This is a genomic window from Kutzneria sp. NPDC052558, from assembly GCF_044547355.1.
In the GTDB taxonomy this organism is placed as follows: Bacteria; Actinomycetota; Actinomycetes; order Mycobacteriales; family Pseudonocardiaceae; genus Kutzneria.
This window is the reverse complement of sequence record NZ_JBIUAG010000052.1, coordinates 26,297-43,944: the sequence shown is the minus strand read 5'-3', so window position 1 is coordinate 43,944 and position 17,648 is coordinate 26,297. Positions and strand designations below refer to the sequence as shown.

13 protein-coding genes are annotated in these 17,648 nt (G+C 71.5%); 9 read left to right on the top strand and 4 right to left on the bottom strand.

Annotated features, from left to right (window positions below; all coding sequences use genetic code 11):
- Window positions 1-72 precede the first annotated feature (72 nt).
- From ACIG5F_RS46545 to ACIG5F_RS46520, 6 genes are all read left to right on the top strand, one after another.
- On the top strand, window positions 73-2,895 hold the full coding sequence (locus tag ACIG5F_RS46545; protein WP_396526718.1) for an AAA family ATPase: 2,823 nt from the start codon (window positions 73-75) through the stop codon (window positions 2,893-2,895).
- A gap of 10 nt (window positions 2,896-2,905) precedes the next feature.
- Window positions 2,906-5,152, top strand: coding sequence for an AAA family ATPase (locus tag ACIG5F_RS46540; RefSeq protein ID WP_396526716.1), 2,247 nt, complete (start codon window positions 2,906-2,908; stop codon window positions 5,150-5,152).
- Window positions 5,153-5,157: 5 nt separating this feature from the next.
- Entirely contained in the window at window positions 5,158-7,977 is a 2,820-nt protein-coding gene (locus ACIG5F_RS46535) for an AAA family ATPase (protein ID WP_396526714.1), read from the top strand.
- A 264-nt stretch (window positions 7,978-8,241) separates the two neighbouring features.
- A complete protein-coding gene (locus tag ACIG5F_RS46530; RefSeq protein ID WP_396526734.1) occupies window positions 8,242-8,877 on the top strand; it encodes a LuxR C-terminal-related transcriptional regulator in 636 nt (211 codons plus the stop codon).
- Window positions 8,874-9,521: a hypothetical protein gene (locus tag ACIG5F_RS46525; RefSeq protein WP_396526713.1), complete on the top strand. Its 648-nt coding sequence runs from the start codon at window positions 8,874-8,876 to the stop codon at window positions 9,519-9,521. The genes ACIG5F_RS46530 and ACIG5F_RS46525 overlap by 4 nt, the downstream gene beginning before the upstream one ends.
- Window positions 9,518-10,594: a cytochrome P450 gene (locus tag ACIG5F_RS46520; RefSeq protein ID WP_396526711.1), complete on the top strand. Its 1,077-nt coding sequence runs from the start codon at window positions 9,518-9,520 to the stop codon at window positions 10,592-10,594. The genes ACIG5F_RS46525 and ACIG5F_RS46520 overlap by 4 nt, the downstream gene beginning before the upstream one ends.
- Here ACIG5F_RS46520 and ACIG5F_RS46515 read toward each other — a convergent pair.
- Entirely contained in the window at window positions 10,575-11,711 is a 1,137-nt protein-coding gene (locus ACIG5F_RS46515; protein WP_396526710.1) for a DUF222 domain-containing protein, read from the bottom strand. The genes ACIG5F_RS46520 and ACIG5F_RS46515 overlap by 20 nt on opposite strands.
- 770 nt (window positions 11,712-12,481) lie before the next feature.
- On the opposite strand from ACIG5F_RS46515, the gene ACIG5F_RS46510 reads away from it, so the two are divergent.
- Complete coding sequence (locus ACIG5F_RS46510; RefSeq protein WP_396526709.1) at window positions 12,482-12,865, top strand: VOC family protein; 384 nt, start codon at window positions 12,482-12,484, stop codon at window positions 12,863-12,865.
- A 7-nt stretch (window positions 12,866-12,872) separates the two neighbouring features.
- Here the strand turns inward: ACIG5F_RS46510 and ACIG5F_RS46505 are convergent, their stop codons facing one another.
- Window positions 12,873-14,012, bottom strand: coding sequence for a class I SAM-dependent methyltransferase (locus ACIG5F_RS46505; RefSeq protein WP_396526707.1), 1,140 nt, complete (start codon window positions 14,010-14,012; stop codon window positions 12,873-12,875).
- A 200-nt stretch (window positions 14,013-14,212) separates the two neighbouring features.
- Here ACIG5F_RS46505 and ACIG5F_RS46500 point away from each other — a divergent pair, with 200 nt between their 5' ends.
- Entirely contained in the window at window positions 14,213-15,583 is a 1,371-nt protein-coding gene (locus ACIG5F_RS46500) for a hypothetical protein (RefSeq protein ID WP_396526705.1), read from the top strand.
- Here ACIG5F_RS46500 and ACIG5F_RS46495 read toward each other — a convergent pair.
- On the bottom strand, window positions 15,573-16,454 hold the full coding sequence (locus ACIG5F_RS46495) for a LysR family transcriptional regulator (protein ID WP_396526704.1): 882 nt from the start codon (window positions 16,452-16,454) through the stop codon (window positions 15,573-15,575). The genes ACIG5F_RS46500 and ACIG5F_RS46495 overlap by 11 nt on opposite strands.
- 70 nt (window positions 16,455-16,524) lie before the next feature.
- Between ACIG5F_RS46495 and ACIG5F_RS46490 the strand changes: the two genes are divergently transcribed.
- The gene (locus ACIG5F_RS46490) at window positions 16,525-16,899 is read left to right on the top strand and encodes a YybH family protein (RefSeq protein ID WP_396526703.1); all 375 of its coding nucleotides are present in this window, start codon (window positions 16,525-16,527) and stop codon (window positions 16,897-16,899) included.
- 19 nt (window positions 16,900-16,918) lie between these two features.
- Here ACIG5F_RS46490 and ACIG5F_RS46485 read toward each other — a convergent pair whose 3' ends face one another.
- Entirely contained in the window at window positions 16,919-17,620 is a 702-nt protein-coding gene (locus ACIG5F_RS46485) for a 2-hydroxychromene-2-carboxylate isomerase (protein ID WP_396526701.1), read from the bottom strand.
- Window positions 17,621-17,648: the final 28 nt, after the last annotated feature.

The window sequence follows — 17,648 nt, the reverse complement described above, 5'->3', positions numbered from 1 at the left end:
TAGGGAAGGCGGTCTGCCCTGAAACCGGATCGTGGGCTCGTCCCCGCCGGCACGGGGCCGGATCTGTCCACAGTGGACAAAGCCGGCACGCCCGTGCTCGGCCGCGTCCTGCTGGGCAGGACCGAGGAACTGGGCCACCTGGAGCGCAGGGCCGAGCTCGCCGTGCAGGGCCGCGGCCAGGCCGTGCTGCTGCGCGGCCCATCCGGCATCGGCAAGACCCAGCTGCTGCGGGCCGCCGAACAGCGCTTCGCCGCGCAGGGCATGCGGGTGCTGCGCGCCGGCTGCACCGAGGTCGGCAGCGGCTCCGGTTACGTTGCCGTGCGGGAACTGTTCGACGGTATCGACGAGGATCTGTTGCAGGGCGCGGCCCGCTGGGCCCGTGCCGCGCTGATCCCGGGCGACGACGGCGACCAGCCGGCCGGCGGCTACGCGGTCCTGCACGGTCTCTACTGGCTGGTGGTCGGCCTGTCCGGCGAGCAGCCGCTCGTGCTGATCGTCGACGACGCGCACTGGGCCGACAACTCCTCCCTGCGCTGGCTGGACTTCCTGTTGCGCCGCGCGGACAACCTGCGGCTGCTGGTGGTGATCGCCCAGCGCACCGGCCTGGCCGGCGGCGAGCTGCTGGCCGGACTGTCCACCCACGAGTGCTGCTCGACGCTCGAGGTCGCCCCGCTCGGCCCGGACGACGTGGTCGATCTGATCGCCGCCGGCCTGGACGAGGCGCCCGCGCCCGCGTTCGCCGCCCGGTGCGGCGACGTCAGCGGCGGCAACCCGTTGCTGCTGGACCGATTGCTCGGCGAGCTGCGCCGCCAGGGTGTGCAGCCGGACGCCCAGAGCGTGGAGCTGGTCCAGGAGTTGGGGCGGGACGTGCTCACCGCCTCCGTCCTCACCGCGCTGTCCAATCAGCCCGAACACGTCACCGCCGTCGCCCGCGCCGCCGCGCTGATCGGCACCAGCCCGCCCCACCGGCTCGCCGCGCTGGGCCAGGTTCCGGTGCGCGCCGTGGCCCCGGCCCTGAGCGCGCTGTCCCGCTGCGACGTGCTGGACGCCGACCACACCGGCTTCGTGCACGACCAGGTCCGCACCACCATCCTGGCCGGGATCTCCGCGGAGGAGCTGCACGCCACCCGCGCCCGGGCGGCCCGGCTGCTCAGCGACGAGGGCGAGCCGGCCGAGGCCGTCGCCGGCCACCTGCTGCTCACGCCGGTGGACGAGCCGTGGATGCAGTCGGTGCTCTGGGACGCCGCCGCCAGCGCCGGCCGGCGCGGCTCGGCCGAGGCCGCCATGAACTACCTGCAACGGGCCCTGGACTCGAAGTGGCCGGACGCCGACACCCGCACCCGGATGCAGATCGACCTGGCCGGGCTGATGGCGCAGATCGATCCGGCCGGCGCGCTGGCCACCCTGCGCGAGGTGCTGGGCCGGATCACCGACCCCCGCGCCCGCACGCCGCTGGCCGCCCTGTTCGCCCGGGCCGCGCAGCCGGTGTACTCCTCGCACGAGGCGGTGGACCTGCTGGTCGAGGTGATCGACCAGCTCGACGCCGTGATCGGCCCCGAACCCGGCCCGGCCGACCAGGAACTGCGCACGCTGGCCGAGTCGGCGCTGCTGATGGCGGCCACCGATGAGTGCTCGACGCTGCCGCTGGCCACCGCGCGGGCCCGGGCCATGGCCGATCCGCCCGGCCACAGCGGCTCGGAGATGCTGGCGTTGTCCCTGATGGCCATGCTGTCGGCGTTCGAGGGCGGCTCGGTGGAGACGGTGCTGCGGCGGGCCCGTCGGGTGATGGACGCGCGCGACATCCCGGTGGACGGCATGACGCTGCTCGGCGCCTCGCTGGCCTTCGAGCTCGCCGGCGACGTCGACTCGGCGCTGGCCGGCCTGGAGCGCACGCTGACCGAGACCCGGCGGCGGGCCGAGCCGGTGATGCACGTGATGGCGCTGGGTTTCCGGGCCGTCATGCAGCGCCGGCGCGGCGAGCTGGCCGAGGCCGCCGCCGACGCGCAGACCGCGGCCGACGTCGCCGGCCAGGAGCTGCCGGGCCTGCTGCTGACGTTGCCGCTGATCGCCCAGGCCGGCGTGTTCGCCGACGTCGGCGAGCCGGAGCGGGCGGCCGAGCTGCTGGGCCTGGTGGTTCGGCCGCGCTACGAGGAGTTCGGCTGGGAGTGGTACAACTACGCGCTCGTCCAGGCCAAGGTGCTGCGGCAGCTCGGCGATCTGCCCGGCACGCTGGAGATGCTTCGGCGTTGCGAGCGCAGCATGGCCGAGGCCGGCATCACCAACCCGATGTACGTGCTGTGGTGGCCGGAGGCGGTGGACGTCCTGGTCGAGCTGGGCCGCCGCGACGAGGCCGCCGCGCTGGCCGCGCGGATGAGCGAGGACGTCAAGCGCTGGCCCATTCCCAAGGCGGCCGGGCTGGTCGCGCTGGTGACTGGGCTGGTGGCCGAGGACCCGAAGGACGCGGTGGCCCCGCTGACCGCGGCCGTGGAGCGGCTGGAGGACTGCGGCGCGATCCCCGACCGGATCCGCGCCGGGCACCGGCTCGGGCAGGCGCTGCTGCGCGCCGGCGACGTCAAGCAGGCCCGGCAGGTGCTGCGCGCGGCCATGGACGTGGCCAACCGCAGCGGAGAACGGGTCGAGGTGGCGGCGATCGGCCGGCTGGTGGTGCAGGCCGGCGGCCGCGTGCGCAACCCCAGCGACTCGCCGGTGGACGCGCTGACCGGCAGCGAGCGGCGGGTCACCGCGATGGCCGCCGACGGGCTGAGCAACCGGGCCATCGCCGAGACGCTGTTCGTGTCGCTGCGCACCGTCGAGGTCCACCTCACCAGCTCGTACCGCAAGCTCGGCGTGTCCGGGCGCGCCGAGCTGACCGCGATCCTGCGAGCCGAGCGGTAAGCCGGCGGCCATGTCGCCCCGCGTCCCTGCCTTCGCGGACATCCTCGCCGACCGGGAGATCGAGGTGGACCGGTTGCGGGCCGCGCTGGCCGAGGCGGCCGACGGCCGGCCGGCGGTGGTGGTCGTCGAGGGCGCGCCGGGCCTGGGCCGCACCGCCCTGGCCGGCTGCGCCGCCGCGATCGCCGCCGAGTCCGACATCCGGGTCGTGCAGGCCACCGGCGCGGCGACCGAGGCCGAGACGCCGCTGGGCGTGGTGGCCCAGCTGATGGCTCCGCTGCTGCCGCCCGACAGTCCACAGTGGAACGACCTGGGCGCAGGGGCCGGACTGGACCGGCTGATCCGGGGATTCCTCACGGCGACCCGGCAGCAGCCGCTGCTGGCGATCGTGGACGACGCGCAGTGGGCGGACGCGGATTCGGTGCGGTGGCTGCAAGGTGTGGCCCGGCGGATGACCGGCACCCGGCTGGTGCTGCTGCTGACCGTGCGCAGCGGGATCGAACTCGCCGTCCCGGTCACGTATCGACTGCGCCTGGTCCCGCTGGAGCCGGCGGCCGTGCATGCCGCGCTGGCCCGGAAACTCCCCGGGTTGGGCGATCGGTTCGCGCAGGAGGCGGTCAGAGCCGTCCGCGGCAACCCGGCCGTGCTCCGAGCGGTGCTCGGACGCCTTGGCTCGCAACGGATCCCGCCGACCGACGAGTCCGTGCCGCGGCTGCTCGACGCCGTCGCCGAGGCGACCAGCGACCTGGTCTCCCGCACCATGGACGGCCTGCCAACCGAACTCGTGCTGCTGCTGCGGGCCATCGCCATCTGCGCCGGGATCCTCGACTTCGACCTGGTCTGCACGGTCACCGGCCTGCACTCGTGGTCCGCGCCGAGGGCCCGGGCCCTGCTGCGCAACGCCGGCCTGATCACCGGAGAGGACCGGCCCCGGCTGGCCGAGTGGGTGTCGGCGGACCGGCTGCTGGCCGGAATGCCGGTGGCGCAACGGGAATCCATGCACGCCCACGCCGCCCGGCTCGGTCACCTCAGCGCCGCGCCGGACACCGGCGTGGCGGCGATCCTGTTGGGCACCAAGTCCATCGGCGAAACGTGGGCGGTGGAGGTGCTGCGCCGCGCCGCCGCCTGGCACAACCTGGCCGGCGACGCCGCGACCGCGGTCAAGCTGCTCTCCCGCGCCACCCGGGAGAGCGGGGATCCGTTGGCCCGGGCCAAGGTTCGGCTGGAACTGGGCGAGATCGAGCTGCTGGAGAGCCCGGACGCGGCCGACCGGCACCTCAGCCAGGTGGTCGTCGCCGACGGCGGTCCGGAGATCGGTCCGCTGCGGGTGCGCGCCGCCGACCTGCTGTACGCGCGCGGGGCCGGCATGCTGGTGCGGCGGACCACGGCCGACGCCTACCGCGGGCACAAGGCCGACCGGGAGCACGTCGACCAGCTCGTGGCGCTGCACTGGTTGTCCGAGCTCGACAACGCGCTGCCGATCAGCCTGGACGGCCCACCCCGGCTGGCCGAACGGCCGGAAGACCCGTCCCAGGCCGGGGTCGTGGCCTGGCGGCTGGCCTGCGCCGGCCGGGACATCGAACGCTGCAAGGCGTTGGCCCGCAAGGCGATCGGCGCCGACGGCCCGGTCGGCCCCCGCACCATGGCGGCGTGGGCGCTGGCCGTCGCCGACGAGCTGGACGAGGCCGACGCCGGATTGCGAGCAGTGCTCGGCGATCTGCGGCTGCCGACCGACCGTGTGCTCGCGGCGTTCGCCTGGACCTGCGGCGCCGACCTGGCCTCGCGGCGGTTCGACCGGGACGCCGCCGAGCAGGCCCTGGCCACCGCGCTGGAGCTGCTGCCGCTGGACCGCTGGCACCGGCGCGTGTCGCCGAGCCTGGTCGCGGCCCAGGTGCTGATGTGTCTCGGACACGGTGAACTCGAAGCGGCGCAACGGATCGCCCGTGATCACCCGGCCCCGACCGGGCTGCCCGACGGCATGATGTGGCCGCACCTGCTCTACGCCCACGGCCAGCTGCGGCTGGCCAACGGCGATCACGAGCAGGCCGCCGCCATGATGCTGGAGTGCGGCCGGCAGTTGCAGACCCGGCAGGCCGACAACCCGGCCCTGCTGTCGTGGCGCGGCCCGGCGGTGATCGCGCTGCGCGCGCTCGGGCGGACCGGGCCGGCGGAGAACTTGTTGGCGGCCGAGCTGCGGCTGGCCGAAGCGTGGGGGGTCCCGAGCGTGGTGGCCCGAGTCGAACAGCTGAGGAAGGACTGACCGCCGTGCTGTGCGAGCGGGAGACCGAGTTCGGCCTGGTGGCCGAGGCGTTGCAGGAGGCCGCCGACGGCCACGGCTCGCTGCTGGTGATCACCGGGCCGCTGGGCGTGGGCAAGACCGCGCTGCTGGGCGGCCTGCCCAGCCTCGCCGGCCTACAGGGCGCCCGGGTGATGCGGGCCAACGGGGCGTTGCTGGAGCAGGACTTCGCCTTCGGGCTGGTGCGCCAGCTGATGGAACCGGTGCTGGCCGGCGTCGAGCCGGGGCAGCGGGAGCAGTGGCTGGCCGGGCCGGCCGAACCGGCCCGCCTGGTGTTCGACGACCTCGCCGGCCCGGACGAGACGCCGGAGTGGGAACACCTGCGCTGGGACGACGGCCGGCCCGACGGCGGCGTCCGGCACACCGTGCTGCACGGCCTGCTCATGCTGCTGACCGCCATGAGCGCGCGGCGTCCGGTGCTGCTTGTCGTCGACGATCTCCAGTGGGGCGACCAGCCTTCCTTGCGGTGGCTGGGTTATCTGGCCAAGCGGCTCGGCGGCGTGCGCGCCACTGTGGTCGTCACCGTGCGGGAGGGCGATCCGCTGTCGGAGCGCCCGCTGGTGCGGGCCGTGGCCAACGGGGCCCGCACCACGCTGCGGCCCGGCCCGCTGTCGCTGGCCAGCACCCGGCTGATGGTGGCCGAGGAGTTCGGCGAGCCCGGCGAGGAGGAGTTCGTCCAGGCCTGCCACGAAGTGTCCGACGGCAACCCGATGTTCCTCATGTCGGTGCTGCTGGGCATGGCCGTCTCCGGCTACCGGCCGATCGCCGCCGACGCCGATGTGGCCCGCTCGCTGCTGCCGTCCCAGCTGCGCGAGCGGCTGACCACCTGCATGGCCGGCCAGCCGCCCGGCATCCAGGCCTTCGCCAAGGCCATGGCCGTGCTGAGCGAGCAGGCCGACGCCGAGCTGCTGGGCCAGCTGTCCGAACTGGACCCCATCGGCTGCGCGGAGGCGGCCCGGGTGCTGGACCGGATGGGGCTGCTGGCCCAGACCACGCCGGTGCCGAAGTTCCTGCACCTGGCCGTGCAGGACGCCGTCGAGCAGCTCATGCGGGCCGACGACGCGGAGCGGCTGCACCGGCGGGCCGCGGCCCTGCTGCACGCCGGCGGCTATCCGGCCGAACAGGTCGCCGCGCATCTGCTCGTGATTGGCGCTGACCAGGACAATTGGACCACTTCCGTGCTCAGGGCGGCCGCCGACACCGCGTTGTCACGAGGCGCTCCCGAAGTGGCCACCCGCTATTTACGCCGGGCATTGCTCGATTGTTCGTCCGATGGCCCCGATCGTGCGATGTTGCTGGTCGATCTGGCCACCGCGGAATGCCGCTTCGATCCCGTCGCGGCCGTTCGACACATTTCCCAGGCCGTTCCGATGCTCGCGTCGACCCGGGAACGCGCCCTGGCCGTCTCCCGGCTGGCCCCGCCCCTACTCGGCGTCGCCTCCTCGCCTGTGCTGGAGGTGATCGAGCAGGTCGCGGCCGAGCTGGGCGACCCGGACGACCTGGAGGGCACCGACCGGGAGCTGGCGCTGTCGCTGGAGGCCCGGCTGCGCTGCACCCAGAACGACGACCCGACGCGGCTGGCGATGGCCGTGGAAAGGCTGCGTGAGCTGGGCGGACACCTGCCTCTGGACTCCCGGGGCGAGCGGGAGCTGCTGGCCGTGCTTGTGCACGCCGGCACGCTCAGCGGCGAGCTGCCGGCCGCCGAGGCGGTGCCGCTGGCCCGGCTGATCATCGAGCACGAGCCGGCGGTGGCCAGCCACACCCACGCCGCCGTGCCGCTGATCATCACCACCCTGCTGGCCGGCGACTGCGACGATGTGGCCCGGCCGTGGCTGGACCTGGCCCTGAGCCAGGCCCGGCGGCAGAACGCGACCGTGCCGCAGGCGATCATCGCCACCCACCGGGCGACCCTGCTCGTGCGGGCCGGCCTGCTGGTCGAGGCCCAGGCCGCGGCGGCGGAGGGGCTCGCGCTGGCCGACGCCGACTGGCTGCGCACCGTGGCCACACCGACCCGGGCGCTGGCCATGGCGGCGATCGAGACCGACTCCGTCGAGCTGGCCGAGCGGCTGCTGGCCAAGTGCACCGAACCCGGCGAGGCGCTGCCCAGCCTGTGGCCGTTGCAGGCCGTGCGGGCCTGGCTCGCCGCCCGCGCCGGCCGCGTCTCTACGGCGCTGGATTACCTTTACGAGCTGGGTCGGCGGACCGACCGGATCGGCTGGCGCAACCCGGCGATCGTGCCGTGGCGCGGCTGGGCCGCCGGCCTCCAGCACCAGCTGGGGGACCGGGCCGAGGCCGTCGAGCTGCTGCGGACCGAGCACGACCTGGCCCGGGACTGGGGGTCGGCCAGCGCCATGGGCCGGTCGCTGCGGGTGTGGGGCGCCATCACCGAGGGGGCCGAGGGCGTGCAGCGGCTGCGCGGCGCGGTCACCGTGCTGACCGACGGCGCCAACCGGCTGGAACTGGCGCGGGCCCAGTCCGCCCTCGGGGCCCGGCTCGGCGGCGCCGAGGGCGAGGCCTACCTCCGGCAGGCCGGTTCGGTCGCCGCCACCCCTTGGCTGACCGTGCCAACGGCCGTGCCGACCCGTGCCAACGGCGCTCGGACCGAGCTGACCAAGACCGAACGCAGGGTCGCCACGCTCGCCGCCGCCGGCCGGACCAACGGGGAGATAGCCGATGAGCTGGGCGTTTCCTCTCGGGCGGTGGAGAAGCACCTGACCAACTCCTACCGCAAGCTGGCTGTGCCCGGGCGATCGGGGTTGGTGGCCGCGATGCGGGTGCAGGAGGGGTGACAACGTTGTCAGAGCGGGGCTGGGGGACCGAACCGCACCCACCGAACCCCGACCACGCCACCGAACCAACAGTGATCGACGACCACAGTGTTAGTGCCCGCGAGTCCCCACGCCGTAGACGGGTCGTGAAACGCCTTAATACGATTGTCTCGTACTCGAAATCAGATTGCCTGTCCCGTCGCCGACGCCAACGCACCGGGGGTCATCGTGTCCGAGTCCTACAGCAGGCCACTGAGTGTGGTCACCGAACTCGCCGACCGTCGAATGGTCGCCGACCAGTCCGATGACCTTTTCAGATCGTTATTCGAACGGTCGGGAGTGTGCATCGCCTCCCTCGATGCGACGTATCGGGTGCTGGAGGCCAACGCCGACCTGTTCCACCTGCTCGACCGGTCCGCCCCCGAGGTGACCGGCCGGGACTTCACGGACCTGCTGCACCCCGGCGTCCGGGCCGGCTTGCGCCGCCAGTTCGCCAAGCTGGCCGAGGGCAAGCGGGGGCGGTTCAGCGAGCACGTGGTCGCCATGCGCCCCGATGGCACCGTCGTGGCCGGCAACCTCACCGCCGTGTCGGTGCGGGCCAACAGCCGGGTCGCCGCCACCACCCTGGTGCTGATCATTCCCAGCAATCCGGCCAAGTCCGGGCGGGTTGTGGTCGACCACAGCAAGGTGCTGACCGATGTGGACGCCCGGATCTTGGAGGGCGTGGCCGCCGGCGTGTCCACCGTGCAGATGGCTTCGCAGCTGTACCTGAGCCGGCAGGGTGTGGAGTACCACGTGAGCGCCATGTTGCGGAAGCTCAAGGCCCCCAACCGTCCCGCGTTGGTCGCGAAGGCCTATGCGTTGGGCATCCTGAGCGTCGCCACCTGGCCGCCGCGCGTCCTGCCGGACTATGTGAAGTGATCGCGCCTCGCGACCACGACCTGTTCGCGGCCGCGACGCGTGCGTTCGACCGGCTCGACCCCGTGATCGGCCACTACGGCGGTCCGGAGCGGGCGCTGGACGTGCGAATCGCCAACAGCCTTCCCCGTAGGCAACAGGTGGTCCGGATCAGGGACCAGCACTACCGTGACACGCTCACGGGTCTGGGTGTCCCGCTGTGGGACGGATACGACGAGAACGCGGTGCAGCTTCTGTGCACTGTGGACGATCAACCGGTCGGTTGTCTCCGGCTGACCGCCAACACCGAGCACGACGGTGACCTGCATGACGATTTCACCGGTGTCCGCTCGGTTCTCACTCCCGGCCGTTTCGCCGTTGTCGGCCGTGCCCTGGTGGTTCCCGAGCTCCGCTCCTGCGGCGTTCTCCATGCCGTTGTGCATGCCGCCTGCCGCTGGTGGCTCCGTCACAGCGGCAGCACCCGCCTGGTCGTCACCTGCCTGGCTCGCACCGTGCCCGCCGCGCTGGCCTTCGGCGGCCGCGTCCTCACCGAGCCTCTCGCCTTGGGACCGAACGGAGTTCCTGTCGTGCTGGTCGAAGTGGACGCCCGCCGCGCCGTCGACTCCGGCGTCCGTTGGCTTGCCCGCCATGGCTGGTCCGTCGCGTGAAGCGGATCCTCACGCCAACCGGCCATCCCGCCTGGTTGGCCACCAGCTATGCCGATGTGCGGCAGGTCCTGTCCGATCCCCGCCTCGGCAAGGCCCCGCTCACCGCCTGTCGGAACTCCACCCGCTCCGGCCGCCTGCTCCCCGGTCTCCTCTTCACCACCGACGGCCCCGAGCACCGTGCCCTACGCAGTGAGCTCTTGGCCGCCATGCGCCTGTGCCCCAGCCGCTCCCTCCTGGCCGGCTTCACCGCCTACGCCGACTCCTTGCTGGCCGCCGTTCCCCTTTCCAGCGACCTGGTCTCCTCCTACGCGTCCCCGCTGGCCATGTGGGCCATCGGCACCTGGCTGGGCCTTCCTCCCTCCGATTGGCCCCGCTGCGCCGAGCTTTCCTCGATTGTCCTCTCCGTGAACCAGTTCCCCGCCGAGGTTGTGGAGCAGGCCCAGTTCGACCTCCTCGACTATCTCGGTGGCCTCCTCTCGTCCCGCCCCGCTCACCTCGACCTGCTCTCCGCTCTCGCCGCCACCGCCACCGATCCCGTCCCTCTAGCCGCCACCGTCCTGGCCACTGGCTACGAGACCGTGGTCGCCGGCATCGCCAACGCCTCCTTGACTGTCTTGACCCACCACGACTTCGCCATGTGGCCTTCGTCCCGTGTGGACGTTCGCCGCCTGATCGACGAGCTGCTCCGCTTCGCTCCGCTGGGCGGCACCCTCCGCTCCCGCTGCGCCCTGGTCGACCTCCAGGTCGGCAACGCCTCGATAGCGCAGGGCGAGATCGTCCTCGCCGCCACCGGCCCCGCCAACCGCGATCCCGCGCACTTCCCGGCCCCCGACTCCTTCCGCCCCGACCGCGAGCACAACCGCCACCTGGCCTTCGGCGCAGGCGACCGCTTCTGCTCCGGCTCCCAGCTGGCCGTGATGGGCCTTTCCGTTGCCCTGGAACGCATAGCCCTCCGCTTTCCCTCCGTCCGCCTGGCCGTGCCTCCCGATTCGCTGCGCATCCTCTCCGGCTCCGCCGAGCCCCGCCCTGTGGCTCTCCCCGTCCACTGGTCCCTCACCCAGCCACGTTGCTGAACTCCGGCAGCCCGTCGTTGATCTCCACCGTCCAGTCGCTATGATGAATCAGCCGGTGACAGGCGCTGCACAGCAACACCAGATTGTCCAGGCTGGTCGGCCCTCCGTCAGCCCATTCCATCACGTGATGCGCGTGGCATTGCCGGGGTTTCCTTCCACATCCCGGAAACGCGCACCCCTTGTCTCGAATGATCAACGCTCTCCGTATCGCATTCGGTATCGTCCGGGACGCGCGTCCAATGTCCAGCACTTCGGACTTGGCCCCCAGCACCACCCTCAGGATCCTGCTGTCGCACGCGATCCTGCGCACCGAGGCCGCGTTGAGCGGCCCCATGCCCTCCAGGTCGGCGGTGCCCCGCTGCTCCTGAAAGTCCTTGAGTGGCATGGTGAGCGCGATGTGCGGCTTCTCCCCGCCCTCCTCGGGCAGGTCCTTGCAGCCGGCCGCCAGCTCGAGGATCTCCACCAGGGCATCACCCTGCCGCTCCGCAGTCGTGCGCGGGTCCTCAGCCGATTTCGGCTTGGCCAACGGACTGATCATCGCCTCCAACAACGCCAGGCTCTCCAGGTCAAGGAACCCGTCGATGTCCCCGCCGTTGCGGCGCTTGCGAATGGTCAACGTCCGCTTCGGCCGCGCCAGCTCCCGATCATCCGGTGCCTTGCCGTCCTGATCGAGTAGCATCAGGATCCTCTTGGCGGCGTCCTTGAACTGGCCGAGGTCAAGCGTCACCACGTGCTCCACCAACGCCGCCTCAACACGATCCCGGTCGGGTTCGGGCGCCTCGGTCAACGTCTTGTCCATGACGACCAGATGCTGCCTGCTCAGCAACGCATCCTGCGCCACCTCACGAACCGCATCCCGCTGGAACAGCTCCGCGTGCCGAACCAGCTCCCGCGCCTCACCCCGCGTGATGTCCCACCCCAGGGCCAGATCCGCCACCAACGCCGCCCGATCGTCCTTGGTCCCGCTGGTGCGGTTCCACAACTCCCGCACGTCCTCGACCTGCCCCAGATAGTCGGCCTTACGCCGCTCCTCCAACCGCTTTCCGTGCTCCCGCAACGCCCCATCACTCAGCCGCCACCTCTCGGCGTCGACTGGCAATTCCGGGTTCGCTGACATACCCCCATCTTACCACTCGCCAGAGACAAATCCCCTTACCAGACAAGGAATACCCGATCGTGTCCACCCTGAAGATTCCTTCAGGAAAGCGCTTTCCAACCTAGCAACGCGCCCACCCCCAAACGGCAAGCAAACAACCAAAGCCGCCCCCCTCCCACGTCCCCAGCCCTCTGTAAACCGCACCCCCACCCACCTGCCACCGCGCCACGACCCCCACCCCCCACCTGACTCGCCGCACCCCACCCCTCACACCGCACCCCACCCCCCCCAAACGGCAAGCAAACAACCAAAGCCACCCCCCTCCCACGTCCCAAGCCCTCTGTAAACCGCACCCCCACCTCCCTGTCACCGCGCCACGACCCCCACCCCCCACCTGACTCGCGGCAACCCGCCAGAGCGGGAACGGCTACGAAGGGGCTGGATCCAGTGGGGATGGGCTTGACGGTGAGATGAGTCTGGCCTGGCGGCGTTTGGGGGAGTGGCCGATCGGCGGCCGAATTGCTTGGCAGTACAGACGACTGGCTTCGGCAGCGAAGGATGCGCAGGACCGTGCCAGGGATGAGGTCCGTGGCGCGGAGGCGGGAGGGGACCAAACGCCAACCACCCAAACGGCAACGGGTGGGCCGCCACCCGACCGCACCACACCCCACCCAAAGCCCAACCCCAAAGCCCCAACCAACCCCCCAACCAACCCCAACCAACCCACCCCCGCCCCACCACATCCGCCGTTCCCCAAGACAATCCGACACTCATCAGGCAGGATCTCCCGCATGAGATCTCGTACCAACGGCATGTGGTGGGGAACGACGATCGAGGCCCCGAGCCCCGCCGACCTGGCCAGGTTCTACGCCGAGCTCCTAGGGTTGCCTGTCGTTCACGAGGAGCCCGGCACGGCCATCCTCGCCGCCTCGCCGCAAGGCCCGTTCTTCGTGTTCCAGCAAGCAGACGGCTACCAACCGCCGGTGTGGCCCCCGGTCGACAACCACCAGCGCCCGATGATGCATTTCGACTTCCAGGTCGGCGACCTGGACGAGGCAGTCGCCGAAGCGAAAGCCTTGGGGGCTACGGAAGCAGAGTTCCAGCCGCAAAACAACGTCCGCGTGCTGTTCGACCCGGCCGGCCATCCCTTCTGCCTGTGCGTCGACCAGACCTAGACAGAACCTACCGCCGCACAGCCAGAATCTGATGCACGTTCATGGTGTTGTCGGCGAAGGCCAAGGCGTTGTCGGCCAGTTGTAGTCGCCAGATGCGGGCGCGGGGGGCGCCGACGCGGGTGACGACGTCGTCCCAGTTGAGGTCGAGGGCGTGGCGCCAGGCGTCGATGGTGCGGACGTAGTGCTCCCGCATGGACATGACGTCCTTGATCTCCAGGCCGGCGTCGCGGAGTTGGCTGAGGGTGCGTTCGACGGGCCGGGTGGCCATGGCGGGTTTCATGTACGAGCCGGTGAACATGCCGCCGCCGGAGGTCTGCTGCATGAGCAACTGTCCGCCGGGGCGCAGGAGCCGGCGGAGGGTGGTGCAGTAGGCGGGATAGTCGTGGTCGCTGACGTGTTCGCCGGTCTCGATGGAGGCGACGGCGTCGAACGAGCCGTCGACTTCACGGGGGTCGACCCGCCGCACGGTGACGGAATCACCAAGCCCACGCTCGAGGGCCCGGGCGCGGACGAATTCGCATTGGCTCTCGGACACGGTGATGCCGGTGGCGGTGACGCCGTAGTCGGCGGCGGCGTGCAACACCAGGGATCCCCAGCCGCAGCCGACGTCGAGCAGGCGCATTCCCGGCCCTAGTCCCAGTTTCCGGCACACGAGGTCGAGTTTGTCGTGCTGGGCGTCGGAAAGGTGGTATTCGGGACCGTCGGAGGTCCAGTAGCCGCAGGACCTTGCCAACGTGTCGTCCAATATGGACGGTGGGAAGTCGGTGGCGGGCCGTTCGGTGTCGACCGGCAGTTGGCGGCCGCCGACGCCGGTGCGGGCCAGCAGCCCGATGAGCCGGGGCCAGTGGGCGGGCCGTGGCGGGCCCTGGGCCCGGACGTGGGCGACGAGTTCGCGGCAGTGCCGGAGCCCGACGGCGAAGTCGCCGTCGATGTCGAGGTGCCCGGTCACGTAGGCCTTGACCAGGCCGGACCGCCCGGGTCGCAGCAGCAGGTGGCGCACGGCCCGAGGCGTGCGCAGCACGGCTACGGGACCGTCCGGGGCCCCGGCGCGGCTGCCGTCCCACGCCCGCATGCCGATGGGGAAGCGCAGGCCGTACACGGACTCGATCGCCGTCACGACCTGCACGGCGACTCCCGGATTCGGCATCGGCGGACTCCTGGCTCGGGGTGCGCGAAAGCAGAGCAGTAGCAGACCTATCGCGCGCCGGCCCGGGAATGTGACAGGGAGGGTGGTGGCCGGCCTCACCCGAAGGGGCGAAACGGGATGTAACCCTTTCAGCCTCAACCGCGCTAATCCCGGTGTGCCGGCGGGCCCCCGCCGGCCGTCGACGTCGACGGGAGTGACCGATGAGCGGTGCCGGCAAGGGGATCCGAAGACTCGTCGCGGCGGGGACCACGGTTGTCCTCGCGGGCCTCGGCCTGGCCGCACCGGCGGCTGCCGCGGGCGGTGGCGGCTACAACGCCTACGTCACCGACAGCCGGCAGAACCAGGTGTTCGTGATCGACACGGCCACGAACACGATCACGGCGACGGTGCCGGTGGGGGCGAGCCCCCGGGGCGTGGCCGTGACTCCGGACGGCAGCCGGGTGTACGTGGCCGATCACGGCGGCGCGGCGGTTTCCGTCATCGATGCCGCCACCAGCACCGTGACCAGCACGATCCCGGTGGCGGGGGCGCCGAACTTCGTGGCGGTCTCGCCGGACGGCCGCAAGGCCTACGTCAGCAACGACGGCACCAACGCCCTGGACGTGATCGACACGGCCACCAACACCGTGACCACCGCGGTCCAGCTGGGTTCGGTGGCGGCCGGGGTCACGGTCCTCACGCCGGACGGCAAGTACGTCTTCGTGGCCGCCACGGGCGCCGACACCATCTACAAGATCGACACGGCGACCAGCGCCGTCGTCTCCACGATCGCCACGCCGAGGCCGAGCGCGCTGGCGATCTCGCCGGACAGCGCCGAGCTGGCGGCGGTGGACATCTTCAACAACACGGTCACCCGCTTCGCCACGGCCACCGGCCAGCAGACCGGCGTCACCCCGCTTACCAGCAGCCCGCAGGAACTGGCCTACTCCCAGGGCCTGCTGTACGTGACCAACGCCGACGGCACGGTCTCGGTGCTGGACCACGGCACGGTCACGCACACGATCCCGGTCCAGGGCGCAGTGCTCGGCGGCATCGCGGCCACGCCGGACGGCCAGAGTCTTTACGTCGGCAACTACTTCGCCACCGGCGTCAGCGTGCTGAGCACGGCCAGCAACACCGTCAGCACCGTGATCCCGACCGCGCCGGCCACCCAGCCCTACGAGGTGGCGATCGGCAACCGCAGCGCGGACCTCGCGGTGAAGCTGGCCGCCAGCCCGTCCGGCCTGCTGGTGCACGAGGTGACCTTCACCGCCACCGTCACCGACAACGGCCCCGGCGCCTCGTCCTCCTCCACGCTGAAGTTCAGCTACCCCAACGGTTTTGTCTCGCCGTCGGCCCCCGGCTGCACGGTGAACGCCACCGCCCGCACGGCGACCTGTCAGCTGGGCGCCCTTGCCAGCGGAGCATCGACCAGCAAGTCCCTCACGCTGACGGTCGGTCTGTTGACGATCTCCGGCAAGATGTCGGTGACCGCCGCCCGGACCGCCAGCACGCCCACGGATGGCAACGCCGCCAACGACAGCGGCGCCGTCACCTGCTCGGCGTTGACCACTCTCCTGGTCAGTTGCTGAGGGCCGCGATGCCGTGATCGATCAACGCGGTGGCCGCCGGGCTGACCGGACCATCGGCACGCCACGCCAGCGCCAGTTGGCCCCGCAGGGCCGGACTGGCGACGGTGATGGCGTGCAGTCCGGGCCCGGCGGCCATCGACGTGGGCAGGAAGGCCACGCCGAGGCCGCGGCGGGCCAGCTGGAGCACCATGTTCGGGTCGTTGGCCTCGAACGCGACCCGCGGCGCGAAGCCGGCCCGCGCGCACGCTTCGTCCACACAGGACCGGATGCCGGTCCCGACCGGCATGCTGATCAACGACCGATCCCGGAACGCCTTGATGGGCAACGAATCCGAACCAGCGAACGGATCCCCGTCCCCGACCACGGCCACCATGCGCTCATCCACGAACACCTTCAGCGCCACGCCCGGATAGGACGTCGACGAGCTCAACGCGATCACCGCCAGATCCAGCCCGCCACCACGGACCAAATCGACCAGCCGGTCGGAGTTGTCCTGGGACAAGGTGATCTCGATGGCCGGATGGGCCCGGTGGAAGCCGTCGATCATGTCCGCGATGGCCACCGCCGGACACGACGTGATCGTGCCGATGGCCACGGCTCCCCGCACCAACCCGGTCAGCTCATCCACGACCTGTTTGCTGCCGGCCACGGCCCCCAAAGCGGCCCGGGCGAACGGCAGCACCGCCCGCCCCGCTTCGGTCAGCGTCACGGTCCGGCCCGAGCGGTCCAGCAGCGGCAGGCCGAATTCCCGTTCCAGCTGCTTGATCTGCGCGCTCACCCCCGGCTGGGCGACGTTGAGCCGGGCCGCCGCGCGGGTGAAGTTGGCGTCCTCGGCGACCGCGACGAAGTACTCCAGCTGACGAAGCTCCATAACCACTGATTCTAGCAACGAGCAGAACTATGTCTTGGACTTATCACAGACCAAGCAGCAGGCTAAGCGCATGACAACCGCGAAGACCCCAGAGGACCTGTCCCGCCTGTTCGTGGAACTGGCCAACAACCGCGACGTCGACGGCCTGGCCGCCCTGTACGAGCCGGACGCCGTGCTTGCCTTCCCGCCCGGCCAGGAGACGGTCGGCCGCGACGCCATCCGCGAGGTGATGGCCCAGCTGGTGGCCGGCGGCGGCACCTTCACGGAGGAAAGGGCCATGCCGACCGTGTACCACGGCGACCTGGCCCTGACCTCCACCGTCCCGTCGGACAACACCGGCGGCCGGGTGCAGGTTGTGCGCCGCCAGGCCGACGGTTCCTGGCTGCGCGTGATCGACCGGCCCGAGATCCGGTCCGCGCAGTCCCAGCCGCAGCCGTCGGCCTGACGGCTTTCGCGCCGGTGGCTCAGCCGCAGCCGCCGGCGTGGCCGGTGTCGGCGCCGACGGTGATCAGCACCGGCGCCTCGATCGGGGCCGGCTGGGCCACGCCGGCGCCGCGGAAGGCGGCCACGAAGTCCAGCAGCCGGTCGGTGCCCCAGAACTTGTCCTGGCCGTGCATGAACATCGGCACGCCGAACACGCCGTCCTTGTAGACCAGGCGAAGCGCTTCGATGCCGCGGGCCCGCATCACCGGGTCCTCGTGCGCGGTCGAGACCCGGACCGGGTCCAGCCCGATCTCGCGGGCGACGTCGGCGATCACCGCCGGGTCGGAGATGTCGAAGCCGTGCTCCCAGCGGGCCCGGTAGGTCGCGGCCAGGAACTCCTTGCCCTTGCCGGCATCCGTGGCCACCAGGTAGCCCAGGTGGGAGACCTCCCACACCGGCTTGCGGTCCACAGGCCAGGTCATGGCCAGGCCGCGGGCGCGGGCCAGCCGGCGGGTGTCCTGGAGGATGTAGAGGCCCTTGGCCTTGGACATGTCGGTGTAGGGCAACGCGTCGATGCCCTCCTCGGCCAGCAGGCGCGAGGTCCACTCGTCCGGCTCCCACACCGGGAACCACTCCACGGCGTCCAGCACGTCCGGGTTGTGGGCGAGCAGGTCGCGGTAGGCGAACCAGGAGTACGGGCTGCGCAGCGAGAAGTACCACTTCAGCCGCTTGGGCTTGGGCATGGGAACTCCCTGATGTGGAACCGGGGGA